Source organism: Streptomyces sp. RLB3-17 (assembly GCF_007113425.2).
GTDB lineage: Bacteria > Actinomycetota > Actinomycetes > Streptomycetales > Streptomycetaceae > Streptomyces > Streptomyces mirabilis_D.
Map to the genome: position 1 here is coordinate 1,069,627 of NZ_CP041610.2, position 23,855 is coordinate 1,093,481.

Annotated in this window: 25 protein-coding genes; 10 read left to right on the forward strand and 15 right to left on the reverse strand. The window is 72.1% G+C overall.

The window, feature by feature from the left end; all coding sequences use genetic code 11:
- Window positions 1-1,008, reverse strand: a complete 1,008-nt coding sequence (locus FNV62_RS05070) for a CoA transferase (RefSeq protein WP_225900145.1) — start codon at window positions 1,006-1,008, stop codon at window positions 1-3.
- A 74-nt stretch (window positions 1,009-1,082) separates the two neighbouring features.
- On the opposite strand from FNV62_RS05070, the gene FNV62_RS05075 reads away from it, so the two are divergent.
- Window positions 1,083-2,144, forward strand: coding sequence for an enoyl-CoA hydratase/isomerase family protein (locus FNV62_RS05075; RefSeq protein ID WP_144314724.1), 1,062 nt, complete (start codon window positions 1,083-1,085; stop codon window positions 2,142-2,144).
- A 68-nt stretch (window positions 2,145-2,212) separates the two neighbouring features.
- Here the strand turns inward: FNV62_RS05075 and FNV62_RS05080 are convergent, their stop codons facing one another.
- The 7 genes from FNV62_RS05080 to FNV62_RS05110 form a co-directional block, all read right to left on the reverse strand.
- The gene (locus FNV62_RS05080) at window positions 2,213-2,941 is read right to left on the reverse strand and encodes an enoyl-CoA hydratase-related protein (protein WP_144314725.1); all 729 of its coding nucleotides are present in this window, start codon (window positions 2,939-2,941) and stop codon (window positions 2,213-2,215) included.
- Complete coding sequence (locus tag FNV62_RS05085; RefSeq protein WP_144314726.1) at window positions 2,938-4,233, reverse strand: amidohydrolase family protein; 1,296 nt, start codon at window positions 4,231-4,233, stop codon at window positions 2,938-2,940. The genes FNV62_RS05080 and FNV62_RS05085 overlap by 4 nt, the downstream gene beginning before the upstream one ends.
- Window positions 4,234-4,294: 61 nt before the next feature.
- On the reverse strand, window positions 4,295-4,612 hold the full coding sequence (locus FNV62_RS05090) for a hypothetical protein (RefSeq protein ID WP_097282776.1): 318 nt from the start codon (window positions 4,610-4,612) through the stop codon (window positions 4,295-4,297).
- The gene (locus FNV62_RS05095; RefSeq protein WP_097282777.1) at window positions 4,578-4,961 is read right to left on the reverse strand and encodes a hypothetical protein; all 384 of its coding nucleotides are present in this window, start codon (window positions 4,959-4,961) and stop codon (window positions 4,578-4,580) included. Before FNV62_RS05095 ends, FNV62_RS05090 begins: the two co-directional genes overlap by 35 nt.
- Complete coding sequence (locus tag FNV62_RS05100) at window positions 4,958-5,665, reverse strand: ABC transporter ATP-binding protein (RefSeq protein ID WP_144314727.1); 708 nt, start codon at window positions 5,663-5,665, stop codon at window positions 4,958-4,960. The genes FNV62_RS05095 and FNV62_RS05100 overlap by 4 nt, the downstream gene beginning before the upstream one ends.
- Window positions 5,662-6,372 (reverse strand): ABC transporter ATP-binding protein, encoded by a 711-nt coding sequence (locus tag FNV62_RS05105; protein WP_054235253.1) that lies wholly within the window; start codon window positions 6,370-6,372, stop codon window positions 5,662-5,664. The genes FNV62_RS05100 and FNV62_RS05105 overlap by 4 nt, the downstream gene beginning before the upstream one ends.
- On the reverse strand, window positions 6,353-8,470 hold the full coding sequence (locus FNV62_RS05110; RefSeq protein WP_144314728.1) for an ABC transporter permease subunit: 2,118 nt from the start codon (window positions 8,468-8,470) through the stop codon (window positions 6,353-6,355). The genes FNV62_RS05105 and FNV62_RS05110 overlap by 20 nt, the downstream gene beginning before the upstream one ends.
- A 74-nt stretch (window positions 8,471-8,544) precedes the next feature.
- On the opposite strand from FNV62_RS05110, the gene FNV62_RS56970 reads away from it, so the two are divergent.
- The 4 genes from FNV62_RS56970 (at window position 8,545) to FNV62_RS05125 (ending at window position 11,012) form a co-directional block, all read left to right on the forward strand.
- Window positions 8,545-8,667 carry a hypothetical protein gene (locus tag FNV62_RS56970; RefSeq protein ID WP_257040122.1) on the forward strand — a complete coding sequence of 41 codons (123 nt, stop codon included), beginning with the start codon at window positions 8,545-8,547 and terminating at the stop codon, window positions 8,665-8,667.
- A gap of 241 nt (window positions 8,668-8,908) precedes the next feature.
- Window positions 8,909-9,379 carry a pyridoxamine 5'-phosphate oxidase family protein gene (locus tag FNV62_RS05115; protein ID WP_144314729.1) on the forward strand — a complete coding sequence of 157 codons (471 nt, stop codon included), beginning with the start codon at window positions 8,909-8,911 and terminating at the stop codon, window positions 9,377-9,379.
- Between the two features lie 104 nt (window positions 9,380-9,483).
- Window positions 9,484-9,915 carry a nuclear transport factor 2 family protein gene (locus FNV62_RS05120; protein WP_225900146.1) on the forward strand — a complete coding sequence of 144 codons (432 nt, stop codon included), beginning with the start codon at window positions 9,484-9,486 and terminating at the stop codon, window positions 9,913-9,915.
- Window positions 9,912-11,012, forward strand: a complete 1,101-nt coding sequence (locus FNV62_RS05125) for an acyl-CoA dehydrogenase family protein (protein ID WP_144314730.1) — start codon at window positions 9,912-9,914, stop codon at window positions 11,010-11,012. Before FNV62_RS05120 ends, FNV62_RS05125 begins: the two co-directional genes overlap by 4 nt.
- A 42-nt stretch (window positions 11,013-11,054) precedes the next feature.
- On the opposite strand, the gene FNV62_RS05130 is transcribed toward FNV62_RS05125, so the two are convergent.
- The gene (locus FNV62_RS05130) at window positions 11,055-12,248 is read right to left on the reverse strand and encodes an RNA-guided endonuclease InsQ/TnpB family protein (protein ID WP_144314757.1); all 1,194 of its coding nucleotides are present in this window, start codon (window positions 12,246-12,248) and stop codon (window positions 11,055-11,057) included.
- 153 nt (window positions 12,249-12,401) lie between these two features.
- Between FNV62_RS05130 and FNV62_RS05135 the strand changes: the two genes are divergently transcribed.
- On the forward strand, window positions 12,402-13,184 hold the full coding sequence (locus FNV62_RS05135; RefSeq protein WP_144314731.1) for an acyl-CoA dehydrogenase family protein: 783 nt from the start codon (window positions 12,402-12,404) through the stop codon (window positions 13,182-13,184).
- Between the two features lie 3 nt (window positions 13,185-13,187).
- On the opposite strand, the gene FNV62_RS05140 is transcribed toward FNV62_RS05135, so the two are convergent.
- Both FNV62_RS05140 and FNV62_RS05145 read right to left on the reverse strand, forming a co-directional pair.
- Window positions 13,188-14,696 carry a carboxylesterase/lipase family protein gene (locus tag FNV62_RS05140; RefSeq protein ID WP_144314732.1) on the reverse strand — a complete coding sequence of 503 codons (1,509 nt, stop codon included), beginning with the start codon at window positions 14,694-14,696 and terminating at the stop codon, window positions 13,188-13,190.
- A 26-nt stretch (window positions 14,697-14,722) separates the two neighbouring features.
- A complete protein-coding gene (locus tag FNV62_RS05145; protein ID WP_144314733.1) occupies window positions 14,723-15,529 on the reverse strand; it encodes an enoyl-CoA hydratase in 807 nt (268 codons plus the stop codon).
- A gap of 101 nt (window positions 15,530-15,630) precedes the next feature.
- Between FNV62_RS05145 and FNV62_RS05150 the strand changes: the two genes are divergently transcribed.
- Both FNV62_RS05150 and FNV62_RS05155 read left to right on the forward strand, forming a co-directional pair.
- Window positions 15,631-16,635, forward strand: a complete 1,005-nt coding sequence (locus tag FNV62_RS05150) for a TIGR03617 family F420-dependent LLM class oxidoreductase (protein WP_144314734.1) — start codon at window positions 15,631-15,633, stop codon at window positions 16,633-16,635.
- A gap of 81 nt (window positions 16,636-16,716) precedes the next feature.
- On the forward strand, window positions 16,717-17,529 hold the full coding sequence (locus FNV62_RS05155) for an acyl-CoA thioesterase (protein WP_144314735.1): 813 nt from the start codon (window positions 16,717-16,719) through the stop codon (window positions 17,527-17,529).
- 78 nt (window positions 17,530-17,607) lie between these two features.
- On the opposite strand, the gene FNV62_RS05160 is transcribed toward FNV62_RS05155, so the two are convergent.
- Window positions 17,608-18,759, reverse strand: a complete 1,152-nt coding sequence (locus FNV62_RS05160; protein ID WP_097282788.1) for a thiolase family protein — start codon at window positions 18,757-18,759, stop codon at window positions 17,608-17,610.
- The gene (locus FNV62_RS05165) at window positions 18,752-20,179 is read right to left on the reverse strand and encodes a class I adenylate-forming enzyme family protein (protein WP_186003043.1); all 1,428 of its coding nucleotides are present in this window, start codon (window positions 20,177-20,179) and stop codon (window positions 18,752-18,754) included. Before FNV62_RS05165 ends, FNV62_RS05160 begins: the two co-directional genes overlap by 8 nt.
- Window positions 20,180-20,233: 54 nt before the next feature.
- Between FNV62_RS05165 and FNV62_RS05170 the strand changes: the two genes are divergently transcribed.
- Both FNV62_RS05170 and FNV62_RS05175 read left to right on the forward strand, forming a co-directional pair.
- The gene (locus tag FNV62_RS05170; RefSeq protein WP_054235707.1) at window positions 20,234-20,995 is read left to right on the forward strand and encodes an SDR family NAD(P)-dependent oxidoreductase; all 762 of its coding nucleotides are present in this window, start codon (window positions 20,234-20,236) and stop codon (window positions 20,993-20,995) included.
- Window positions 20,992-21,756 carry an SDR family NAD(P)-dependent oxidoreductase gene (locus FNV62_RS05175; RefSeq protein ID WP_205523123.1) on the forward strand — a complete coding sequence of 255 codons (765 nt, stop codon included), beginning with the start codon at window positions 20,992-20,994 and terminating at the stop codon, window positions 21,754-21,756. Before FNV62_RS05170 ends, FNV62_RS05175 begins: the two co-directional genes overlap by 4 nt.
- A 66-nt stretch (window positions 21,757-21,822) precedes the next feature.
- On the opposite strand, the gene FNV62_RS05180 is transcribed toward FNV62_RS05175, so the two are convergent.
- Window positions 21,823-22,890: a CaiB/BaiF CoA transferase family protein gene (locus FNV62_RS05180; protein ID WP_144314736.1), complete on the reverse strand. Its 1,068-nt coding sequence runs from the start codon at window positions 22,888-22,890 to the stop codon at window positions 21,823-21,825.
- Window positions 22,887-23,828 (reverse strand): LLM class F420-dependent oxidoreductase, encoded by a 942-nt coding sequence (locus FNV62_RS05185; protein WP_211179330.1) that lies wholly within the window; start codon window positions 23,826-23,828, stop codon window positions 22,887-22,889. Before FNV62_RS05185 ends, FNV62_RS05180 begins: the two co-directional genes overlap by 4 nt.
- Window positions 23,829-23,855 lie beyond the last annotated feature (27 nt).

The following is a 23,855-nucleotide window of genomic DNA, read 5'->3' on the forward strand; positions in this document are numbered from 1 at the left end:
TCAAAGGCTGTCGGCGAGGGCGGCGGCACAGGCGGCCAGGGAGAGGCTGAGCAACTCGCCTCCGCCGTCGGCCAGCGAGCGGGCGACGGCGTGGGCGGCGAAGACGCCGGTGACGGGGTCGGCGAGCGCGTCACCCAGAAAGACGGGGTCGCCGGCGCGGTCGAGACCGGTGAGGCCGCCCGCGACCGCCGCGTCGTCGCCGAAGGCGATACGGTCCTCGTCGCGCCCGTAGCCGGTGATGCTCAGCCAGACACGACCGGGGCGGGCCGCGAGGAACTCCTCGGCGTGGATACCGAGTCGGCGCAGTGCCCTCGGGCGCGACGCCTCGATGACGACGTCCGCCTCGGCGACGACCTCGGCGGGCGCGCCGGAGGCGAAGTCGAGCACCAGGCTCTCGTGTCCGTCGTGCAGCCAGCGGTAGAAGGCGGGCGATCCGCGGCGGGCGCCGTCCGGTCTGGTGGTGCTCTCCACCTTCACGACCCTCGCGCCCGCCGCCCCCAGCAGCCGGGCGCACAGGGGGCCCGCCCACAGGGCCGAGAAGTCGACGATCCGCAGCCCGGCCGGGCCCCCTGGGCTTGCCGCCCCGCCTCGCTCGGCACGTACGGGAGCGCGGGTGCCGCGGGCCGAACCGTGGGCGGCGGCCGCGATCCCGAGCAGCTGCGCGTGCGCCGCGACGTCGGCCGCCGCGGCGCGGCGCGCGGCCTCGTGCGGTTCCTCCGTCCCGGTTCCCCCGAGCAGCGCAACGAGAGCGGGTACGGCGGCCAGGTCGTCGGGGCGGGCCAGATTGACGGCGGCCCAGCCGTCGGCGGTCTCGAGGAGGTGGCAGGAACCGCCGGCCGAGACCCTGTCGGGCAGGGGGAGGCCGGTGAGGCGGGCACGGAGGAAGAGGGCCGCCGGTAGGTCCACGCGCACGCCGGTGAGGCCGGTGAAGGCCTTCGCCACGTCATGGAGGGGGCCGAGGAACGGCTCGACGGGTTCCATCCAGCCGCGGAGAGTACCGTTCTCCAATTCATGAACTCCCTTCTCGGCCGTGGCGATCTCCCATTACACTCCAGTCGCCGCCGGTTGGGGAGGGGAACGACATGACCTTGGACTCGCCCTTCCACCTGGTCGACCTCGACCGGGAGGCGCCGGTGCGGGCCGACGCGAAGGATCGGGTCCGCGTCGGTGTGGCGGCGGAACCGGCCGACGCTGGCCCGGAGTTCGACATCCTGCTCACCGGTGTCGCCGACCCCCCGCGACCGTGGGTGGGATGCGCGGACCCGTACGCCGTCGCCCAGCGCCTCGGGGCGGTCGTCGCGGCGCAGCCGGCCGCCTCCGTCGCGCTCACGCAGGTGCTGCGCATGGGCGGCCGAGTCACTCCGCCCGAGCGGCTGGTGCTGGAGTCCCTCGCCTACTCGATGCTGCAGAGCGGCGCGGGCTTCCGAGCCTGGCTGGCCTCGGCGCGCCCGCGCACTCCACGTCCGGCCGCCGAGCCCGTACGGCTGTGTCGTGACGGCGACCGGCTTGCCATCACCTTCGACCGGCCGTGGGTACGCAACGCGTTCGACGCCCGGACCCGGGACGCCCTGTGCGAGGCGCTGCACGTCGCCGTGGCGGATCCGTCGATCGCGCACGTCGACCTGTACGGGAACGGTGCCGCGTTCTGCAGCGGAGGTGACCTGGCGGAGTTCGGGACGTCCCGCGATCCGGCCCAGGCCCACCTGCTGCGGGTGCGGCGCAGTCCGGCCGCGCTGCTCCAGGAGTGCGGTCCCCGGGTGACCGCGCATCTGCACGGCGCCTGTGTCGGCGCCGGGATCGAACTGGCGGCGTTCGCGGGGCGGGTGCTGGCCGCGCCGGACACGGTGATCCGGTTGCCGGAGGTCGGGATGGGGCTGATCCCGGGCGCGGGCGGCACGGCGAGTCTCCCGGTCCGGATCGGCCGGGAGCGCACCGCGTATCTCGCCCTGTCGGGCGACACGTTGAGCGCGGCGCAGGCGCTCGGCTGGGGCCTGGTCGACGAGATCGGCGAGGTCACCGCGACGGGCGCTCCCGCACCGCCCGCCACGGTGACCGATGCCCCGCCCGCCACAGCCACCGGCACCCCAGCCGCCACGGCGTCGGACGCCCCCTCCTCGTCCGACGCGACGACGGCCGGGCGCTGAACCCACCGCGCGGCGCGGTGGTCAGCGGGTCACGTGGGCGCCGTACGACGGCCGGGGGATGCCGCGCGTCAACTGCCGTTCCACACCGGTGTCCTGCGCTCCGCGAAGGCCCGGGCACCCTCCGCCGCGTCCTTGCTGCGGAACACCGACATGGCCTCGTCCGGTTCGGCCCAACGGCGTTCCCTCATCAGCTTCTTGGTCATGGCGACGCCCAGCGGACCGTTGGCGGCGATCCGCCCGGCCAGGGCGAGCGCCTCCTCCCGTACCCGGTCGGCGGGGACCGCACGGTTCACCAGGCCGGCCCGCTCGGCCTGCGCGGCCGTGACCGGATCGCCGGTCAGGCCCATCTCCAGGGCGACCGCCAGCGGCACCCGGTCGGCGAGCGTCGTACCGCCCCCTGCCGCGAACAGACCCCGCTTGACCTCGGCAATCCCGAGCCTGGCGTCCTCGGCCGCGACGACCAGGTCGCAGGCCAGCACCATCTCGAAGCCGCCGCCGAGCGCGGAGCCGTTCAGCGCCGCGATCACGGGGGTGCCGACGCCGTCGCGGAAGAACCACACCAGGCCGTCGAACTTGCCGCCGCCCTTCGCGAACGCCTTGAGGTCCATGCCGGCGCAGAACACGGTTCCGGCGCCCGTCAGGACGATCGCCCGGACCCCCGGATCGGCGTCCGCCTCCCGCAGTACGTCCGACAGGTCGTCGATCAGCTCCGGACTCAGGGCGTTGCGGGCCTCGGGCCGGTTCAGGGTGGCGACGAGGACGTTGTCGACCCGTTCGGTCAGGACCAGGTCGCTCATCGGGCGGCGCCCGTCGCCGCGCGTGCCCGGGAGCGGTACGCCTCCAGCTTCTCTGCGGGTTCGATCAGACGGTGGCTGCGCGAACGGATGGACACGTCGTGGCCCTCGGCCCGCTTGCGCAGCGCTCCCACCGTGGCCTGCTCGCGCGGGACATGGGTGAAGGGATCGAAGGAGTACCAGCGCATCGCGTTCTCGTGGGTCATCTTGTTGATGTCCGGGTCGGACACGTCGAAGCGCTCCATCACGCCCATGAGTTCCTCGGGCGCCTCCGGCCACATCGAGTCGCTGTGCGGGTAGTCGCACTCCCAGGCGATGTTGTCGATGCCGATCTCGTGACGGAGTTTCACCCCCATCGGGTCACTGATGAAGCAGGTGAGGAAGTGCTCCCGGAAGACCTCCGACGGCAGCTTCCCGCCGAAGTCCTGGAGGGTCCAGGCCGCGTGCATCTCGAAGGTGCGGTCCACCCGCTCCAGGAAGTAGGGGATCCAGCCCGTGCCGCCCTCCGACAGGGCGATCTTCAGATCGGGGAAGTCCTTGACGGGCTGGGACCACAGCAGGTCGGCGGCGGCCGAGACGATGTTCATCGGCTGCAGGGTGATCATGACGTCGGGCGGCGAGTCGACCGCCGGGATCGCCAGCTTGCCCGAGGAACCGATGTGCACCGACAGGACGGTGCCGGTGTCGGACAGCGCCCGCCACAGCGGGTTCCAGTACGGGTCGTGGAAGCTCGGATACCCGAGCACCGCGGGGTTCTCGGTGAACGTGAGCGAGTGGCAGCCCTTGGCGGCCACCCGGCGGACCTCCGCCGCGCACAGTTCGGCGTCCCAGATGACCGGGATCGCCATCGGGATGAACCGCCCGGGATGCGCTCCGCACCATTCGTCGATGTGCCAGTCGTTGTAGGCCCGTACCAGCGCGAGCGAGAAGTCGGCGTCCTCCGTGGCGAACAGCCTGGCCGCGAACCCCGGGAAGGACGGGAAGTTCATCTGGGCCAGGATGCCGCCCGCGTTCATGTCGGCGACGCGCTCGTTCACGTCGTAGCAACCGGGACGGATCTCGTCCAGGGCCTGCGGTTCGAGGCCGTACTCCTCCTTGGGCCGGCCGGCCACCGCGTTCAGCGCGGCGGTGCGGATCACCGTCTCCCGGAACGTCCAGGTGTCGGTGCCGTCGTCCTGGTGGACCAATTGGGGCGCGTCGTCCTTGTACCGCTCGGGGAGGTGGTTCACGAACATGTCGGGGGGTTCGATGATGTGGTCGTCGACGCTGATGAGGATGAGATCGTCTCGATCCATGACGGGTTCCCTTCCGGAAGGGGGAGGCAGGCGGCTCAGGTGGGGGTGGAGGGGCGTACGTCTAGTCGGAGGCGGGCAGCGGCTTGGCCGCCTTGAGGGTCATCGGGACGCCGTCGCAGCTCAGTTCGCCGGTGCCTGAGGAGGTGCAGAGCACTTCGAGGGCCCCGTCGGCGTCCACGTACCGCTTGCCGATGAGGGTGACGGCCTCGGCCGCGTCGCCTGGCGCCGGCTTCGCGGCGGTCGCGGGGACCATCGGACTGCCTCCGCAGGAGAGCTGGACCGAGCCGCCCGAGGGGGCGCGGACGACGACCACCCGCGTGCTGCAGACGGCGCTGGCGAGCTGGTCACCGGGGCGCGGCGTCGGTACCGGTGGGGTCATGGTGGATGTCCCTTTCGAGCAGGCGATCGGCGAGCAGGTTGATGTCGTAGGACTGGCGGGCCATCCAGAACCGCAGGAAGCCGGTCAGCGAGTACCGCAGGAAGAGCGCGGAGCCCACCACGGTCGCGCAGATGCCGCCCAGTCCGAGTGCGAGTCCGTCGCCCTGCACGAGCGGGTCGACGGTGTTGTGGGACACCAGGTAGCCCGACACGCCGAGCACCAGGCCGCCCACCATCAGCACGACTCCGAGGCGCAGCCAGAGGGTGGCGCGGGCGGCGGCCGGGTCGGGGATCTTCAGTACCGCCAGTTCTCGGACGAAGCGGTCCGCGCGCGGCTCGGTGGTGGTCATGCGGAACTCCCCAGGTAGAGGGCGGACAGTTCGGCGCGCAGCCCGCCGTCGGGGTGGCCCTGCCGTTGGACCCGGCCACGTACGAGGACGGCCGCGTGGTCGGCGATGTCGAGGACGGCGGCCGCGAACTGCTCGACCACCAGGACGGCCACGCCCTGCCGGGCGATCTCGGCGACCTGTTCGTAGAGCCGGCGGACGATCAACGGGGCCAGTCCCATGGAGAGTTCGTCGAGCAGCAGGACGGCGGGGTCGGTGGCGAGGCCGCGGGCGAGGGCGAGCATCTGCTGCTCGCCGCCGGAGAGGGTGCCGGCCGCCTGCGAGGCGCGGCGGTGGAGGATCGGGAAGCGTTGGAAGGCGATCTCCTCGATCTCCGCGCGGCCCCGGCCGGTGAAGGTCATCATCAGGAGGTTGTCGCGGACGGACAGGTTGGGGAACACGCCACGGCCCTCGGGGATCAGACAGACCCCGGCGCGGGCCAGGTCTCGGGGGTCGGCTCCGGTCATGTCCCGGCCGCCCAGCCGGAGACGGCCGGATTCGAGGGGGTGGACTCCGGAGGCCACGCGCAGGGTGGTGGTCTTGCCCGCCCCGTTCGGGCCCAGCAGGGCCACCACCTGCCCGGCGGCGACCTGGAGGTCGACGCCGTGCAGGACCGTGATCCGGTCGTAGGCGGCACGGACGCCGCTCAGTTCGAGAATGGCGCTCACGCGTCCCCCAGGTAGGCCGCCAGGACGGTCTCGTCGTTCCGGATCACCTCGGGCGGGCCGGACGCGATGACCTTGCCGAGATCGAGTACGTACACCTCGTCGCACACGCCCATGACGAGGCTCATGTCGTGTTCGACGAGGACCACGGCCGTGCCGTCGTCAGTCAGCGAGCGCAGCAGCGCGGCGAACCGTTCGGTCTCCTCGCTGTCCTGTCCTGCGGCGGGTTCGTCGAGGAGGAGCACCTTGGGCCGGATGACCATCGCGCGGCCGACCTCGACCAGGCGGCCGACTCCGGTGGGCAGTGCGTCGGGTGGGCTGTCGGCGAGATGGGTCAGGCCGAGCCTGGTGAGGGTCTCGGTGACGGCGTGGTGGGCCCGACGCCGGTCGGGACCGAGTTCGGCCGCGACGAGGAGGTTGTCGCGGACGGTGAGTCGGCCGAAGAGCTCCAGCCGCTGGAAGGTGCGGGCGAGTCCGCGCCGGGCGCGGCCCGCGGGGCTGGTCCGGGTGACGTCCTGGCCGTCGAGGAACACCTGTCCGCAGGAGGGCCTGCGCAGCCCGGAGGCGACGTCGAACAGGGTGCTCTTGCCTGCTCCGTTGGGGCCGATGAGTCCGGTCACGCGGCCCGGTTCGGCGCTCAGGGCGACGCCGTCCAGGGCCCGGTTGCCGCCGAAGGCGACGGTCACTCCGCTAATCCGCAGCGAGGCCACGGGCGAGCACCTCCCTGTCCTCGGGGCGCCAGGCGCGCCGCAGTCCCCACCATTCGACGGGGACCTCCGGTTCGGTCGGTGCGGCGGTCTGCCGCGCCGTCGCGCAGATCCGCAGCGCCACCCCGGCGGCCACCGAACAGCCCAGGAACGTCCAGCCGTTGATCAGGTCGCCGAGTCGCAGGACCCACAGCAGGACGAGCACGCAGAGCAGGCCGGGCAGGGCGATCCGGTCCCGGCCGAGCGGCTCCCACTCGCGGCGGAAGCGGACCACGATGCCGTCGGGGTTGTGACCGAGTCCGATGCCGGCGAGGCCGGGCAGCAGGGCGACGAGGTTCTGCGCCCAGGGCGCCACGGCGACCAGCGCGTTCGTCGGGCCGATGTACGCGGTCCCGGCGAACAGTCCGTTGCCCACCGCGCCGAGGCCGCCGACCACCGCGACGAGGAAGACCGGCAGTCCCGCCACCAGGTTGAACTGGTCGGCGGTAATCGAGCGTTGCTGCATTCCGTACAGCGCGCCGCCGAGCCCGGCAATGCCCGAGGAGAGCGCGAACACCAGGACCTTGGCCCGCAGCAGGCTGCCGCCGAGGGTGGCGTAGGCGGCCTCGCTGTCGCGCAGCGCGATCAGCCGCCGTCCGAACCGGCCACGGCGCACCGCCGCCACGACCAGTGAGGCGAGCGCGAGGCAGACGGCCGCGAACACCAACTGCTTCGCGGCTGTGTCCAGTTCGAGGCCGAAGAGCCGGGGTCCGGCCACGTCCACCGAGCCCTGGTCGAACAGGGCGATCCGCATCCCGAACAGGTGGAACGACGGCAGGGTGAAGATCCACCGGTCCAGGACGACCGCGAAGGCGGCGGTCCCGAGCGCCAGGTACACCCCGGACAGCCGCAGCGCGGGCAGCGCGACGACGGCGCCGGCCACGGCGGACACCAGGATCGCGGCCCCGAGGGCCCAGAACTCCCCGTGCGCGCCGAGGTGGGCCCAGACGACGGCCCCGATCCCGGCCATGCTCAGCTGGCAGAGCGAGATCTGTCCGGCGTACCCGGCCAGGGGTACGTACGACAGGGCGACCACGCCGAGCGAGAAGATGGCGCCGTAGGTGATGAGGTCGGCCTCGCCGAGGACCGAGGCCAGTACCGCGCCGAACGCGACGACACAGACGGCGAACACGGCCGTGCCGCGGGCCGTCGGAACCGGCACCGGGCGCAGCTTGCGGTCCCGGCCGCGCATTCGCCGGTGCGGGAACGCCAGCAGGGCCACGAACAGCAGCAGCGCGGGGGCGGCCAGCCTGAGGCCGGGCAGGTAGGCGTTCTGCGGGAGATAGCCGGTCAGATAGCTCTCCATGCAGCCGACCACGATCGCGCCGACGAAGGTCAGGGGCACGCTGCGGAGTCGGCCGAAGATGGCCGCGGTGTAGGCGCTGACGATCAGCAGCGAGAGCTGGGCGGCGTCGAGGGTGACGGTCGGCGCGATGAGGATGCCGCCGATCGCGGCGAGTTGGGTGCCGAGGATCCAGGCGGTCTTGTTGGCCCGTACGGGATGGGCTCCCGTCAGCCCGACCAGGGCGCGGTCGTCGACGGTCGCCCGCATCTCGGCGCCGGGGCGGGTGCGGTAGAGCAGGATCCGCAGGCCGACCGCGACCAGCACCGCGACGGTCATGGTGAGGGCCTGGTGCCAGGTGACCACGGCCGAGCCGATGTGGAAGGGCTTCCGGTCGGCGAAGAACGTGGGCAGCGTGCGCGGCACGTTGGGGTCCCAGATCCAGCGGGCGACGGCGATGAGGCCGCTCAGCAGCGCCACCGTCATGACCAGCCGTTCGGCCTCGCCCAGCGCCTGGACGGGCCGGAGGACGACCTTCTCGACGAACAGGCCGAAGGCCGGGGCGAGGACGAGCAGGACCACGGCCAGCGCCACCGGTACCGGCCAGCCCCAGCCGCCGGTGAGCTGCCAGTAGGTGAAGGCCGACAGCATGCCCGCCGCGCCGTGCGCGAAGTTGAAGACGCCGGTCGTCGTGTAGGTGAGCACCAGTCCGCTGCCGATGACCGCGTAGATCGCGGCGGTGCTCAGGCCGACGATCCCGAAGGTGAGGAACTGCTCCATGACGGGCCGTCACTCACGCTCTCGCCGAGGCCGGCGAGGACGAATGGTCTCGGCGGCCGGTCGGCCGGGAGGCGGTGACGGTAGCGGTGGCGGCGGAGCCGGTTGTGGTGGCGGCGGAGCCGGTCGTGGTGGCGCACGAGCAGAGGGCCGCGTCCTCGCAGGGCGCGGCGGACGTGGCGAACGTCAACCAGGCCTGAAAGGGCCGCAGCGGCGGCGGTGCCATCTGCTGCAAGGCGTACCTGGCGACCGCCCCCAGGGCGGCGAAGGGTGTGGGCTGGTTCAAGGGGTCTCCTCCTCGGTGCTGTCCCCGAGCGGCCGGCGGGAACAGGTGATCGCCCCGGCCACCTTGAGCGCGAGGTGGTTCTCCTCCTCTCTATTGGTGGAAACTAGCTTCTCAATAAGAGAGAATCAACCATTCACACAAAGGCAGGAGAGACGATGAGCGGACAGCGCAGGGGAACCGCGATCGCCATGACCGACCCCGAGCGGGACACCTTCCTGCGAACCCAGCCGCTGTGCCGGGTCGCGACCGTCGGACGGGACGGAGATCCCCACGTCAGCGCCCTGTGGTTCGTGTGGGACGGGTCCACGCTGTGGCTCAACTCGCTGGTACGCAGCCAACGCTGGACCGATCTGGACCGGGATCGCCGGCTCAGCGTGATCGTCGACGACGGGGGCACGGACTTCATGGCTCTGCGCGGCGTCGAACTGCGGGGCAGCATCGAGGTCGTCGGCGAGGCACCCCGCAAGGGGGACCCCCTGGACGAGCTCGTGCGCCCCGAACAGCTCTTCGCGGACAAGTACATGGGCGGCGGCGCGTTCCGGTACGACAGGAAGCACGGCTGGCTCCGGCTCACCGCGGAGAAGGTCGTGAGCTGGGACTTCGCGAAGCTCCGCCGCGACCGTTGACGCCATGACCGTCGACGCCACGCCCGTTGACGCCATGACCCACACATGGAAACCTGCCACTCATGAATTGAGAATGCCATTCTCATCGAAGGGCGGGAAGGTCCTTGTCCACTGACGACCTGATGGAGATTCAGCAGTTGCTGGGCCGCTACGCGGTCCACATGACCCGGGGCGACATCGACGGGGTGCTCGCGGTCTTCACCCCCGACGGCACCTACAGCGCCTTCGGGGACACCTATGGCCTCGACGAGTTCCCGGCCCTGGTCGCCGCCGCTCCCAAGGGTCTGTTCCTGGTGGGTACGGCCGTGATCGAGCCGCCCGAGCACGGGGAGACGGACAGGAACACCGCGACCGGCACCCAGCCGCTGTGCTTCATCGACCACGCCACCCACGCCATGCGGATCGGCTACTACAACGACACCTATCTGCGGACCGCCGACGGCTGGCGGCTGCGGACGCGGGCGATGACGTTCATCCGCCGCAGCGGGGCGCACGACTCAGGACGCCCGCACGCCTTCGAACGCCCGGACGCGTGAACGTCACGGAGTTCCGGTCGGGTCTGCGCCACTGGCTCGACCGGAACGACCTCTCCCCCGGGCCCGATCACTCCCTCGACGGCCAGGTCGCGCAGCTGGCCCGGGTCCGGCGCGCGCTCTACGAGGCGGACTGGATGCGGTACGGCTGGCCCGCCGAGGTGGGAGGCCTCGGCGGGCCGGCCGTGCTGCGGGCCGCGCTCGGCGAGGAGATCGCCTCCCGGGGCCTGGCCGAGCCCGGCATCTACTCGATGATCGAGGTGCTCACCCCGACGATGATCTCGTACGCCCGTCCGGAACTGGCGGCAGAGATGGTCCCGCTGCTGCTCGGCGGCCGGGAGCAGTGGTGCCAGGGCTTCTCCGAACCCGGCTCGGGCAGCGACCTCGCCTCCCTCACCACCCGGGCCGTCCCCCGCGGCGGGGACTGGGTGGTGACGGGCCAGAAGGTGTGGACGAGCCTCGCGCAGTACGCGGCCCGCTGTGTCCTGCTCACCCGCACCGCGCCGGGCCACGACGGGATCACCGCCTTCTTCGTCGACATGGACACCCCCGGCATCACCGTGCGGCCGTTGCGCACGATGCACGGCGTGGACGAGTTCGCCGAGGTGTTCTTCGACGACGTGGTCGTCCCCCCCGACCGGATGCTCGGCCGCCCCGGCGACGGCTGGCGACTCGCGATGGACCTGCTCCCGCACGAGCGCTCCACCTGCTTCTGGCACCGCGTCGCCCACCTCTACACCCGGCTCGACCGGCTGCTCACGGAACTGGCCGAACCGCAGGACGCCGGGGAGGACCTGGCCCTGGGCGCCGCCTATCTGACGCTGCACACCGTGCGCTGCCGCTCCCACGGCACCCAGCGGCGCCTCGCGGCGGGCGCCCGGCTCGGCCCGGAGACCTCCGTCGACAAGGTGCTGCTTGCCACCGCCGAGCAGCAACTCTTCGACACCGCCCGGGACCTGCTCCCCGGCGTACTGGAACTGACGGACGCGCCATGGCGGGAGGAGTACCTGTACTCGCGGGCGGCGACCATCTACGGCGGCACCGCCGAGATCCAGCGCAACATCATCGCCCGTCGGCTGCTGGACCTGGGAAGGGACTGACACACGGTGACTACTCCCCCTCGTGAACGAGGGGGCTTCTCGTCAAGCTGGTTGGGCTTGACGACGGGCCAGCCCGGCCCGCAGTACGTTGGAAGCCCCTACGACGTCGGCGTGTGCGGTGTGGCCGCAGGCCTGGCAGTGGAACTTTTCCTGGGTAGGCCGGTTCTCCTTGGCGACGTGCCCGCAGTCGGGGCAGGTGCGGGAGGTGTTGCGGGGATCCACGGCGATCACTTCCCGTCCGGCACCTTCCGCCTTGGCGGCCAGGATCGCGAGGAACACCCCCCACCCGGCGTCGGCGATGCTTCGGTTGAGTCCGGCCTTCGCCGCGGCTCCGTTCGGGGCGTAGGTTCCGTCCCCGTTCGGGCGCGGCTCGGGGGCCTTGCTCATGTTGCGGATCTTGAGGTCTTCGTGCGCGATCAGATCGTTGTCGCGGACGAGACCGAGCGCGGTCTTGTGTGCGTGGTCGAGGCGTTGGCGGCGCACCTTGCGGTGCAGGGTGGCGACGCGTTCCACGGCCTTGCGTCGTCGCTTCGACCCGCGCTTGCTGCGGGCGAGGGCCTGTTGCGCCGCCTCCAGCTTTTTCGCGGCGTTGCGGCTGTGGCGCGGGTTGTCGACGTGCCGGCCGTCGGAGGTGGTCAGAAACGAGGCGATCCCCAGATCGATACCGACCACGGCTCCGGTCGCGGGGAGCGGTTCGGGCGGTGCCTGGTCGGCCGTGAGGATCACGTACCAGCGGCGCCCTTCACGCTTGACGGAAACGGTCTTGACCTTCCCGGCCACCGGCCGGTGCTGCTTGACCTTGACGTGCCCGACGCCCTGGAAGCGGACACGGGTCTGCGGATCGTGCGGCGTGGAGTCCCACCGGCAGCCGTCCCCGTCCTTGGGGAAGTCCACCGTGTCGAACCGGCGCACACCCCGGAACCTGGGGTAGCCGGGAGCCTCACCGGACTTGATGCGGCGGAAGAACGCGGCGAACGCCTTGTCCAGGCGGCGCAACGTCGCCTGCTGCGAGGAGAAAGACCACCGGCCCTGACGCTCCGGATCGAACGCCCGAATGTCCTTGAGCTGTCCGGACTGCCGGCCGTAGCGCACGGTCGTCCTCGACGCGTGCCGGTACGCGGACCGCCTCTCTTCAAGCGCCCCGTTGTAGAGGGAGCAGTGATCCCGCAGCATCTCGCCCAACGCCCAGGTCTGACGCATGGTCGGATACAGAAGGAACTTGTACGCGCGGATCAATGGAGTCACCCCCTCCAACTCGTGTGATCAACGTAGTGCACGCCACTGACAACGGCGGTCCGCCTAGCGGCGAATCGCCGCCGCTTGCCCCGCTCCGCGGGAGCTTCGTTTCACCCCCCGGCTGAAGCCGGGGGAACCCACGAAGGAGACAGGATGGATGCCGTCGAGCGGGACCTGTTCGCGCAGACGCTCCGCAAGACGATGACGGCGGCGTCGGGCCGCGCCCTCGACACGGCCCTGGCCGACCTCGGCTGGTCCGATCTGCTGACCGAAGTGCCGGACGTGGCGGTCCCGCTCGCCTTCGGGCTGCTCGGCGAGACCGGCGCGCACGCGCCGCTGCTCAACGACGTCCTGCTGCACGCGGCGGGACGTGCCGTCGGGGGCACCCTGCCCCTGCCGTACACGGGCGGCGCGTGGGTCGTGTGGGAGCGCACGGACGAGGCGGGCGGCACGCTGGACGGCGAGCTGCCGCTGCGGACCGTCGCGGCCGGGGATCCCGTCCCGCTCGCCGCGGGACGCCGGGCGCTCGGCTGGTGGCTCCTGGGCACCGGCCGGGCGATGCTCGCGCTCGCCCGCTCGCACGTGCTCGACCGGACCCAGTTCGGCCGTCCCCTGGCCTCCTTCCAGGCCGTACGGCACCGGCTCGCCGAGACCCTCGTCGCGCTCGACGGCGCCGAGGCGACCCTCCTGGCCGCCGAGGACGACCTCGGCTGCCTGCTCGCCAAGGCGGCGGCCGGACAGGCAGCGCTGACGGCCGCCCGGCACTGTCAGCAGGTCCTCGGCGGGATCGGCTTCACCGCCGAGCACGATCTGCACCGGCACGTCCGGCGCGCCCTCGTGCTGGACGGACTGCTGGGCAGCGCCCGGGAGTTGACGCGGGAGGCTGGGCGCCTCGTACGGGAGGGCCGCTCGGCTCCGCGACTTGTTCAGCTGTGACACTCACCCGTGACCCGCGATGTCGTCCAGGGTCCACCACGTGCCCGACTGCCACAGGCGGCCGTCCCAGACGGCGCGTTGGGCGCCACGGGGGTCGTCGAGGGTGTGGGCCCCGGCCGCGTCGAGGACCATGGTGGTGCGCCGGGCGACGCCATAAGCGGGCCAGCTCGGCAGGCCTTCGGCGGTGGGGACGCCGGTCGTGACGAACGCCGCCCAGGCCTCGTGCAGCCGCTGGTTCACGCCCTGCCCGCCGAGCCAGACGGCGTCGCCGTCCGTGCCATGCATCGCGGGCAGGGCACCGGACGGGGCGACGGCGGGCGGCAGGCCGGTCAGCGGCACGTCGTAGCGGGAGCGCCACACGGGGGCGTGCGCGGACTGGGCGTCGGCGAGGCGGGTCGAGGGGATGCCGTACCGTTCGTCGGTCATGAGGTCGACCCGCAACTGGAGCGGATCTTGGGCGAGTTCGGGACGCGCCGCAATGTACGCGGCGAGGATCCGGTCGCGCGCGGCGGTACCGAAGTACTCCTCCAGCACGCGGTCGGCCTGCTCGGCCGCGTCGGGATCCAGCAGTTGGTAGAGGGCGCATTCGTTGACGCACGTCTGCACCAGCAGTGGGATCCCCGCGGCGGCGCCCGCCTCGATGGCGTCCAACGGCCTGACGGTGAGGGCGAGACCGTCGAGGGACGGGCGCCACAGCCAGCCGGCCCGCGTGCCCTCGCCCAGCATGGTCTGCGCGGCGAGGATCTCCTCGGCGCTCACCTTCCGGAGGTGCCGCGTTCCGGCTCCCAGTGTGCGCAGGAACCGTCGGGTGATCGCGGCGTCCTGGTCCCGGTCGGCGATGTGGTCCGCCCCGCCGCTCGACGAGGCGGCCCGGTGGATCATGCCCCGGGTGAGGGGTGAGGCGAGCAGGTTGGCGACGGACTTGGCGCCGGCGGACAGTCCGTAGAGCGTGATCCGGTCCGGGTCGCCGCCGAAGCCGGCGATGTTCTCGCGAACCCAGCGCAGCGCGGCGATCTGGTCGTGCAGACCGAAGGCGCCCGTGTGCTCCTCGCCGTCCACGGCGAGGAACCCGAGCGCGCCCAGCCGGTAGTTGAACGTCACGACGACCACGCCGTGGCGGCGTGCGAAGGTACGGCCGTCCCCGGCGATGTCGCTCCCGGTACCGACCTGGTATCCGCCGCCGTGGATCCACAGCAGGACGGGGAGGCCCCCCGCGTCGGCCGGGGCCGTCACATTGACGTACAGGCAGTCCTCGGACGGTTCCGGCAGCACGGGAGCGTCGGTGGGACCTGCCGCACCGGCGGGGACTGGCATCGGCGGTTGCGGGGCGGGTGCCCCGTACGCCGTCGCGTCGCGCACCCCGCTCCACGGCTCGGCCCGACGCGGCAGTCGCAGGCGCGACGGGCCCACGGGCGGAGCCGCGTAGGGGATGCCTCGCCAGGCGAGGACGCCCTCGTCGATCTCGGCGCCCCGCACCTTGCCGCCGGTCGTGTCCACGACGTACGCCGTCATACCGTCCGTGCCCTTCTGCCGTGACGTCAGAACCGTGCCTGCGTCCGTCCCCGCGCGGTGACGTCGGCGCGCCGGGCGGCGACCTCGCTCGTGCCCGGCTGCCAGGTCTCGGCCATATACCCCTCGATGAGGTGCGCCTCGTCGAGGGTGGCCGCGCCGGCGATCTGGCGGTAGTGCCGCAGCAACCGGTGGACACCGCGCTGGTCGTTGTTCACGATGTCGGCGGCCAGCCTATGGGTGAAGGGGAGCAACTCGTCGTGCGGCACGACATGGTTGACCAGTCCGAGGCCGAGCGCCTCCTCGGCGGTCAGGAAGTTGCCGGTGAGCGACATCTCGACGGCCCGCCGGTGCCCGACGGCCTGGGCGAGGAGTACGGTCGCGCCGCCGCCCGGCATGATGCCGAGCCGGGCGTGGGTGTCGGCGAACCGGGCGCGCCGCGACGCCACCAGGAACGTGCACTGCAGGGCCACTTCGAGCCCGCCCGTCACCGCGACGCCGTTGACCGCTCCGATGACGGGCTTGCCGATCACCGGCAGGAAGCGGAAGAGTCCGTTGGCGTCGCGCTCCGGCCCTTGACCGGGCGCCCGGGGGATCGCGGTCGGCGGCGACTCCCCCGACACCTCCTTGAGGTCGACCCCGGCGCAGAAGGCGGGATCCGTGCCGGTCAGGATCACGGCATCGACGTCGAGGGACTTGCCCGCGGCCGTGATCGCGTCCCACAGCGCGAAGATGACCTCCCGGCTCAGCGCGTTGCGCGCCTCGGGCCGGTTGAGCGTCACCGTCGCGATCCGCTCCTCGACGTCGACAAGGACAACAGGCTCCCGCCCGGCCAAAACGCCACCTCCACCCTCCACCCGAAAGCACCTCACAGCCGACGCGACCTCACAGCCGCAAGAACCTCGTTCTCAGAATGTGCATACCTTAATATCGTCACATGAAAATAGACGGTACGGTCCGCGGGTTGTCGGACGCCGCGGAACGGGCTCGCACCCTCGAGGAGCACGGCTACGACGCCGCGTGGGCCGGAGAGGTCAATCAGGACCCCTTCCTCCCCCTGGCCGTCGCCGCCGGGGCGACCGGGCGCATCACCCTGGGCACGTCCGTCGCGGTGGCGCTCGCCCGCTCCCCGATGACCCTCGCCCACACCGCCGACGACCTCCAACGACACAGCCGCGGCCGGTTCGTGCTCGGACTCGGCTCCCAGGTGAAGGCCCATGTCGTACGCCGCTTCTCCATGCCGTGGGGCAGACCGGCCGCGCAGATGCGCGAGTACGTCCTCGCCCTGCGGGCGATCTGGTCGGCGTGGCACGACGGCACCCCCCTGGACTTCCAGGGCGAGTACTACCGCCACACCCTGATGCCCCCGGACTTCGTGCCGCCCCCGCACGACTTCGGGCCGCCACGCGTGCTGCTCGCCGGCGTCGGCGACGTGATGACCCGGGTCGCGGGTGAGGTCGCGGACGGCTTCCTCTGCCACGGCTACACCACCGCCCGCTGGATCCGCGAACGGACGCTGCCCGCCCTGCGCGAGGGGCGCGCACGCGCGGGCGCGTCCCTCGACGACTTCGAGGTGCTGGGCACCCCGTTCCTCGTCACGGGCACCGACAAGGAGATCGAAACGACCCTCCCGGTGCTCCGCGGCCGTATCGCCTTCTACGCCTCCACACCGGCGTACCGGGGCGTCTTCGCACTGCACGGATGGGACGCCGCGAGCGAGGAGCTGACCGCGCTGTCGAAGGCGGGGCGCTGGCAGGACATGGCGGGGCTGATCACGGACGAGATGGTCGACGCGTTCGCGGTCGTCGCCCCCGCGGACGAGTTGCCCGCCCGAGTCGCCGACCGCTTCGGCGGGCTGCTGACCCGTCTCTCGTTCACCCCTCCGCCGAGCCTGGACCGTGAAGCCGCCATGGACCTCGTCGCGCGTCTGCGCGCCTGCTGAACCACGCCGCACCACAACCCATCGCACCCATCGCACCCCTCTCATCCCCTCGCATCCCACCGAACCGCACCGGGAGTGCCTGTGACCGACCTCTGGAACGACCTGCTCACCTGCCTGGAACTGCGCCCCGCCCCCTCGGCACCCGAGGCCGTCACGGGCTTCGAGGGCTCCAACCAACACCTCAGCTATCACCGGCTGTTCGGCGGGCAGCTGCTCGCCCAGTTCGTCCGGGCCGCCGCTCTCACCTGCCCGGACAAGGCCGTCAAGTCCCTGCACGCCCAGTTCCCGCGCGAGGGCCTGACCGACGAACCCGTGCGCTACGAAGTGACGCGCCATCGCGAGGGGGGCACCTTCGCGACGCTGACGATCGTCGCCCGGCAGACGCCGGGCGTCATCGCCACCGCCTCGGTGTCCCTGCACGCCGAGGAGGACGGACTCGACCAGCAGAGCGACTTCGAGGTCCCCTCCGTGCCCGGCGCGGAGCACGACACGGACCTCGGCCTCATCCCCTGGACGACCCGGTCGGTCACCGACCTGGAGTCCCCGAAGGCGGAGCCGCCCGCGTACGACCTGTGGATGCGCACGCCGGAGGTCGCCCCCGAACTCGCCCCGGCGCTCATCTCCTACGCCACCGACCTGACGCTCATCGGCACCGCCGTGCGCCGCCTCGACGGGATCTCCCAGCGGGACTCGCGCACGGCGTTCACCTCCGCCGTCACCTCGCACAGCCTCTGGTTCCACCGGCCACCGCGCACCGAGGACTGGCTGCTGCTGCACCAGCACAGCCCGATCCTCGCCCACGGCCGCTGCTTCGGCCGGGGGGACGTCCTGACCGAGGACGGCGCTCTCGTCGCCTCGTACGCCCAGGAGGCACTGCTCCGCTTCCGGAGCTGATCCAGCGTCGACTTCCTAGGCTGATGCACCGGCGGCGGGGTTGGTCCGGGGTGCCGATCAGTGGGGCGCCCCGGACGGTCAGGGAGCCGGGACCTCGATGACCGTCGCCGACCCCATACCGCCGCCCGCACAAAGGGCTGCCACCCCGATGCCACCGCCGCGCCTGCGCAGTTCGTGGACGAGCGTGACCAGCATGCGGGCCCCGGTGGCGGCGACCGGGTGGCCGAGGGAGCAGCCGCTGCCGCTGAAGTTCACCGTGTCCGGGTCGAGTTCGAGCAGCCGGACTGCGGCGACGGGCACCGAGGCGAACGCCTCGTTGATCTCGAACAGGTCGACGTCGGCGATCGACAGGCCCCCGCGGGCCAGGGCCTTGGGGATCGCCTTCACCGGGGCGAGGCCCATCTCGGCGGGGTCGACGCCGACGGACGCCCAGGACCGTACGGTGGCGAGGGCCGTCAGCCCCTCGCGGGCCGCCGTCGCCTCGCTCGCGACGACCAGAGCGACCGCGGCGTCGTTCGCACCGCCCGCGTTGCCCGCCGTGATGCTGAACCCGTCGATCTCCGGGTGCAGGGGCTTCAGCTTGGCCAGTTTCTCGGCGCTGGTGTCCCGGCGCGGGTGCTCGTCGACGGAGAACAGCCCGTGCGGGGTCTCGATCGGGACGATCTCCTCCTTGAAGCGGCCCTCGTCGATGGCCGCCACGGCGTTGCGGTGGGAGCGCAGTGCCCAGGCGTCCAGTTCGGCGCGGGTGAGGCCCACCGCGACGGCGGTGTTCCAGCCCACCGTGATCGACATGTCCTTGTTGGGGGCGTCGGGGCGGTCGGGGTGGGTGGGTGACATCCAGGGTTCCCACTCGCCGTCGACCCGGAAGAGCGCCTTCGGGGAGGTGGAGGCCGAGTTGACGCCGCCGGCGATGACGAGTTCGTCCATGCCCGCCATCACGCTCGCGGCGGCGCTCTGGACGGCGGCCATGCCCGCGGCGCAGTGCCGGTTGTTGGCCAGCCCCGCGACCGAGGTGAGCCCCGCGGTGACCGCGGCGTGCCGGGCCAGGACGCCACCGCCGTAGAGGCCCTCGCCGAGGATCACGTCGTCGATGAGGGCCGGGTCGAGGCCCTCGGCCGCCGCGGTGACGATGTGGTGGGCCAGGTCGAACGCGGTCGTGTCGCGCAGGGTGCCCTTGAGGGCGGTGCCGATGGGGGTGCGCAGGGCGGACGCGATGACTGCTTCAGGCATGGGTGGTCTCCAACTCGGCCAGGAGGGTGCGGCGCAGCAGTTTTCCGGTCTCGGTCTTGGGGAGTTCGGCTCGGAACACGATGGCGTCCGGGGTCTTGGACGAGCGGAGCCGGTCCTTGACCCACTGCCGGATCTCGGCCGGGTCGCCCGCGCCGACGACGATGGCGACGATCCGATGCCCCCACTCGGGGTCGGGCAGCCCGACGACGGCCGCCTCGACGATGCCGGGGTGGGCGAGGAGTACGTCCTCGATCTCGGCCGGGGCGATGTTCTCGCCGCCACGGATGATGGTGTCGTCGGCGCGCCCCTCGATGAAGAGGTAACCCTCGGCGTCGAGCCGTCCGCGGTCCCGGGTGGCGAACCAGCCCGCCGCGTCCAGGGCGCTACGCCCGCCGTACTCGCCGGAGATCTGCTCACCCCGCACGAAGACCAGCCCGGTCTCTCCCGCCGGGGCCGGCTTGTCGTCGTCCGTGCGGATCTGGATCTCGATTCCGGGCAGCGCCCGGCCCACCGAGCCGAGGCGGTCGCGTACCGCGGGGTCGTCCGACACGGACGCCTGCCAGTGGTCGTCGGGGCCGAGGACGGCGATGGAGGAGGCGGTCTCGGTCAGGCCGTAGGCGTTGACGAAGCCGGTCTGCGGGAAGATGCGCAACGCCCGTTCCACGATGGGCCCCGGGGTGCGCGCACCGCCGTAGGCGAGGCTGCGCAGCAGGGGCGTCCCGGCGTCGTCGCCGGGCACCTCGGCGACGATCCGGGCGAGCATGGTGGGGACCACGAGGGCGTGGGTGATCCGCTCTTCGCGCACGGTCTCCAGCCACTGCCGTGGTTCGAAGGCCTGCAGGTACACGATCCGGCGGCCGGAGTAGAGGTTCGTCAGCAGGTTCATCAGTCCCGCGACGTGGTACGGCGGTACCGCCACCAGCGACGCGTCGTCCTCCTCGGCCGAGGCGAACTCCTGGGTGTTCAGCACGTAGGCGAGCAGATGGCGGTGCCGGAGCACGGCCGCCTTGGGCTCGGCGGTCGTGCCGCTGGTGTAGAGCAGCACGGCGACGGAGTCCTGGTCCTGCGGCGGGTCCAGGAACTCCACGTCCTGCCGCTCGTCGAGGAGGGCTTCGAGGTCGGCCGGGCGCAGGACCACGGCGCCGGGATGACGGGCCAGCAGGGCGTTCAACTGCTGCTCGCCCAGCCGGTAGTTGACCGGGACGAAGGGAACGCCCGCCAGAGCGGCTCCGAACAGGGCGACGGGATAGGCGAGTTGGTTGGCGCCGAGGTGGACGACGGCCTGACGGCCCCGGAAGCGGTGGGCGGCGGCATGGGCGCGGCGCAGCAGTCCGGCGGCGGTCAGCGAACGGCCGCCCGCCGTTATCACCGCCCGATCGCCGGCCGAAGCCGCCATCTCAAGGATCATGGTGATATTCATGAGAATGCTATTCTCATATACACAGAGCCCTGCTTGCAAGAGAGGATAACCTTGATGCAGATCAGTGGGAGTTCCGCGGTCGTGGTCGGTGGGGCGGGGGGCCTGGGCGAGGCCACCGTCCGTCGCCTCCACGCGGCCGGAGCGAAGGTGGTCGTGGCCGACCTCGCCGACGAGAAGGGCAAGGCGCTCGAGGCGGAGTTGGGGGTGCGATACGTACGGACGGACGCCACCGACGAGAACGACGTCAAGGCGGCGATGGCCGAGGCCGAGGCGGCGGGACCGCTCAGGATCTCGGTGGACGCGCACGGCGGCCCGGCCAGTGGCGGCCGCCTCGTCGGCAAGGACGGCGAACCCCTGGACCTCGCGGGCTTCCGGAAGACCATCGACTTCTACCTCACGGCCGTCTTCAACGTCATGCGCCTGGCGGCCGCGGCCATCGCACGCCAGGAGGCGGTCGACGGCGACCGGGGCGTCATCGTCAACACCGCGTCGATCGCGGCGTACGAGGGGCAGATCGGGCAGATCCCGTACGCCGCCGCCAAGGGCGGGGTGGTCGCCATGACCCTCGTCGCCGCGCGCGACCTCTCGCCGCTGGGCATCCGGGTCGTCACGATCGCCCCGGGCACCTTCCTCACCCCGGCCTACGGCGCGGCGGGCGACCAACTGGAGGCCTACTGGGGGCCCAAGGTCCCGCATCCCCAGCGCATGGGCCGCTCCCCCGAGTACGCGGCTCTCGTGGAGCACATCTGCGAGAACGACTACCTCAACGGCGAGGTCATCCGCCTCGACGGCGCCCTCCGCTTCCCGCCGAAGTGAACGGCCGACCGAACGTGAGCGGCGAGCTGAAGGGGAAGGTGGCGTTCGTCGCCGGGGCGAGCCGGGGCATCGGCCGCAACATCGCGCGCGGACTCGCGGGGGCCGGAGCCGCGGTCGCGGTCGCCGCGCGCTCCGAGGAGGAGGGCCGGATACCGGGCACGATCCACGCCGTCGCCGAGCGGATCACGTCGGCGGGTGGCCGCGCCCTCGCGGTCGCGTGCGACGTGACCTCCGAGGCGTCGGTCGAGGCCGCCGTGGCCGCGACCGTCGCGGAGTTCGGCGGGATCGACATCCTGATCGCCAACGCCGGGGTCATGTGGCTCGGCCCGGTCGAGTCCACACCGCTCAAGCGCTGGCAGTTGTGCCTGGACGTCAATCTCACCGGGGTCTTCCTCGTCACCAAGGCGGTCATCCCGCACATCAGGGCGCGCGGCGGGGGCTCGCTGGTGGCGGTGACGACCAACGGGGTCGGCATGACCGACCGGGGCGCCAACGCGTACTGGGTCTCCAAGGCGGGGGTCGAGCGCCTCTATCTCGGGCTCGCCGCCACCCTCAAGTCCGACAACATCGCGGTCAACTGCCTGGCCCCGTCGCGTGTCGTCGTCACCGAGGGCTGGCGGGCCGGGGGCGGCGGACGCGAGATCCCACCGGAGATGATCGAGCCCCCGGAGGCGATGGCCCACGCCGCGATACGCCTGGCCGGCCAGGACGCGAGCGGTATCACCGGCACGGTGCAGAAGTCGGAGTCGATGCCGGGGTGAACGGAAGGGGTCCCGGGAGTCGAACTCCCGGGACCCCTTCGCATGTCGCTGCGCGCGGCCCACGCCCTACGAGCCGTGCTCGCCCAGGCGGGGCGGGGGTCCGTACACGGGCTCGTACCCGGCCACCCGCACGGGACCGCGTACGAGGCGGAAGTCCCCGGCCGTCACGATCGCCTCCGGCGTCGCCGCCAGCGCCTGCGGCAACGTCCGTACGGCCGCCGCGGGCACGCCCAGGGGGCGCAGGCGTGTCTCCCAGGCGGTCGCGGTGTCGCTCGCCAGCGCCTTCGTCACCAGGTCGAGCACCTCCTCACGACGCGCCGCCCGTTCGGCCATCGCCGCGAAGCCCTCGATGCCCGCCTCCCCGGCGAAGGACTTCCAGAAGCTGTCGTGGGTGATGAACAGGGCCAAGTGGCCGTCCGCCGTGGGGAAGAGCTGCGCCGGTACGTAGTAGGAGTGCGCGCCCAGCGGCAGACGGCGCGGCTCGACCCCCTCGTTGAGGTAGGCGGACGCCCGGTAGTTGAGCTGGGAGAGCATCACGTCCCGCAGTGACACCTCGACCTGCCCGCCGCGGCCCGAGACGATCTGCGCGAGCAGTCCCAGTGCCGCGGTGAGGCCGGAGGAGTTGTCGGCCGAGGAGTAGCCGGGCAGGGTCGGCGGCCCCGCCGGGTCGCCGGTCAGCGCGGCGACGCCGGTGGCCGCCTGGACGACGTAGTCGAAGGCCGGGTCGTCGCCCGCGTCCAGGCCGAAGCCCGTGAGCGCGACACAGACGATCCGTTCGTTCCACTTCTTCAGCGCCTCGTAGGTGAGGCCGAGCCGGCGGATCGCCGACGGTTTCAGGTTGACCAGCAACGCGTGGGCGTCCGCGACGAGTTCGCCGAGTCGTTCCTGACCGCTCGGCGTGGTCAGGTCGAGGCGGACACTGCGCTTGCCCCGGTTGAGGCTGGCGAAGTACGCGTCGCTCACCTGCCGGGAGATGTCCCCGCCCGGCGGCTCGATCTTGATGACCTCGGCGCCGAGGTCGGCGAGCATCATCGTGGCGTAGGGGCCCGCCAGCATGTGGCCGACCTCCAGGACGCGGATGCCGGACAGCGGCCCGGCGGTCTCGGGGCCGGTGGTCTCGGGGCCGGTGGTCATCGGAAGTCCGCCGCGATCCCTGCGAGCACCTCACGGGTCCGGCGCTTGGAGGCGATCAGTTCCTCGCGGCCCTCGCCGATCGGCAGCAGCCGTACCGACAGATCGGTGACGCCGGCGTCGGCGAAGCGCCGGAAGCGGGCCGCGATGGCCCTCTCGTCACCGGCCGCGCACAGGTCGCCGATGTCCCGGGCGTCGCCGTAGTCGAGGAGCCGCTGGTAGTTGGGCGAGATCTCGGCCTCCCCGAGGATCCGGTTGGCCCGCTCGCGCGCCGCGTCGACCTCGCCGGGCCGGCACAGACACACCGGGATGCCCGCGACGATCCGTGGCGCCGGACGCCCCGCGCCGTCCGCCGCCTTGGTGATACGGGGTACGACGTGGTCGGCGACCGCGCGTTCGTCGGCCATCCACAGCACGGTCCCGTCCGCCCGCTCGCCCGCGAGTGCCAGCATGACCGGGCCGAGCGCGGCGAGCAGCACCGGAAGGGGGGCCACGGGGCCGAGGTCGAGCGGGTTGTGCACGGTGAACGTGCCGTTCTCGACGTCGACCGGGCCCGGTCCGCGCAGCGCCGCGTCCAGGACCTCCAGATAGTCACGGGTGAAGGCGGCGGGCCGCTCGTAGGGCAGTCCGAGCATGTCCTGGACGATCCAGTGGTGGGAGGGTCCGAGGCCCAGGGCGAGCCGCCCGTTCGCGGCGCCCTGTGCGGACAGCGCCTGGCGCGCGAGGGCGATCGGGTGCTGTGTCTGGAGCGGTACGACCGCGGTCCCGATCTCGATCCGCTCGGTCCGCGCGCCCATCAGGGCCACGGCCGTCAACGCGTCGAAGTCCGTGGGGATCTGGGGCACCCAGGCGGTGTCGAGGCCCGCCCGCTCCGCCCAGGTCACGTCGTCGATCATCCGCGCGACCTTGCGCGCGGAGTCCCCACGCTCCGGCCCGATCATCACACCGACCCGCACAGTGCCTCCCAG

Bases quoted from the DNA above. Each gene is read 5' to 3' on its own strand.
- FNV62_RS05090 (WP_097282776.1), bottom strand. From the start codon at position 4,612: ATGACCCCACCGGTACCGACGCCGCGCCCCGGTGACCAGCTCGCCAGC.
- FNV62_RS05140 (WP_144314732.1), bottom strand. From the start codon at position 14,696: ATGACGGCGTACGTCGTGGACACGACCGGCGGCAAGGTGCGGGGCGCC.
- FNV62_RS05170 (WP_054235707.1), top strand. From the start codon at position 20,234: ATGCAGATCAGTGGGAGTTCCGCGGTCGTGGTCGGTGGGGCGGGGGGC.
- FNV62_RS05180 (WP_144314736.1), bottom strand. From the start codon at position 22,890: ATGACCACCGGCCCCGAGACCACCGGCCCCGAGACCGCCGGGCCGCTG.
- FNV62_RS05165 (WP_186003043.1), bottom strand. From the start codon at position 20,179: ATGAATATCACCATGATCCTTGAGATGGCGGCTTCGGCCGGCGATCGG.
- FNV62_RS05080 (WP_144314725.1), bottom strand. From the start codon at position 2,941: ATGAGCGACCTGGTCCTGACCGAACGGGTCGACAACGTCCTCGTCGCC.
- FNV62_RS05135 (WP_144314731.1), top strand. From the start codon at position 12,402: ATGGATGCCGTCGAGCGGGACCTGTTCGCGCAGACGCTCCGCAAGACG.
- FNV62_RS05085 (WP_144314726.1), bottom strand. From the start codon at position 4,233: ATGGATCGAGACGATCTCATCCTCATCAGCGTCGACGACCACATCATC.
- FNV62_RS05095 (WP_097282777.1), bottom strand. From the start codon at position 4,961: ATGACCACCACCGAGCCGCGCGCGGACCGCTTCGTCCGAGAACTGGCG.
- FNV62_RS05075 (WP_144314724.1), top strand. From the start codon at position 1,083: ATGACCTTGGACTCGCCCTTCCACCTGGTCGACCTCGACCGGGAGGCG.
- FNV62_RS05185 (WP_211179330.1), bottom strand. From the start codon at position 23,828: ATGATCGGGCCGGAGCGTGGGGACTCCGCGCGCAAGGTCGCGCGGATG.
- FNV62_RS05160 (WP_097282788.1), bottom strand. From the start codon at position 18,759: ATGCCTGAAGCAGTCATCGCGTCCGCCCTGCGCACCCCCATCGGCACC.
- FNV62_RS05115 (WP_144314729.1), top strand. From the start codon at position 8,909: ATGAGCGGACAGCGCAGGGGAACCGCGATCGCCATGACCGACCCCGAG.
- FNV62_RS05110 (WP_144314728.1), bottom strand. From the start codon at position 8,470: ATGGAGCAGTTCCTCACCTTCGGGATCGTCGGCCTGAGCACCGCCGCG.
- FNV62_RS05150 (WP_144314734.1), top strand. From the start codon at position 15,631: ATGAAAATAGACGGTACGGTCCGCGGGTTGTCGGACGCCGCGGAACGG.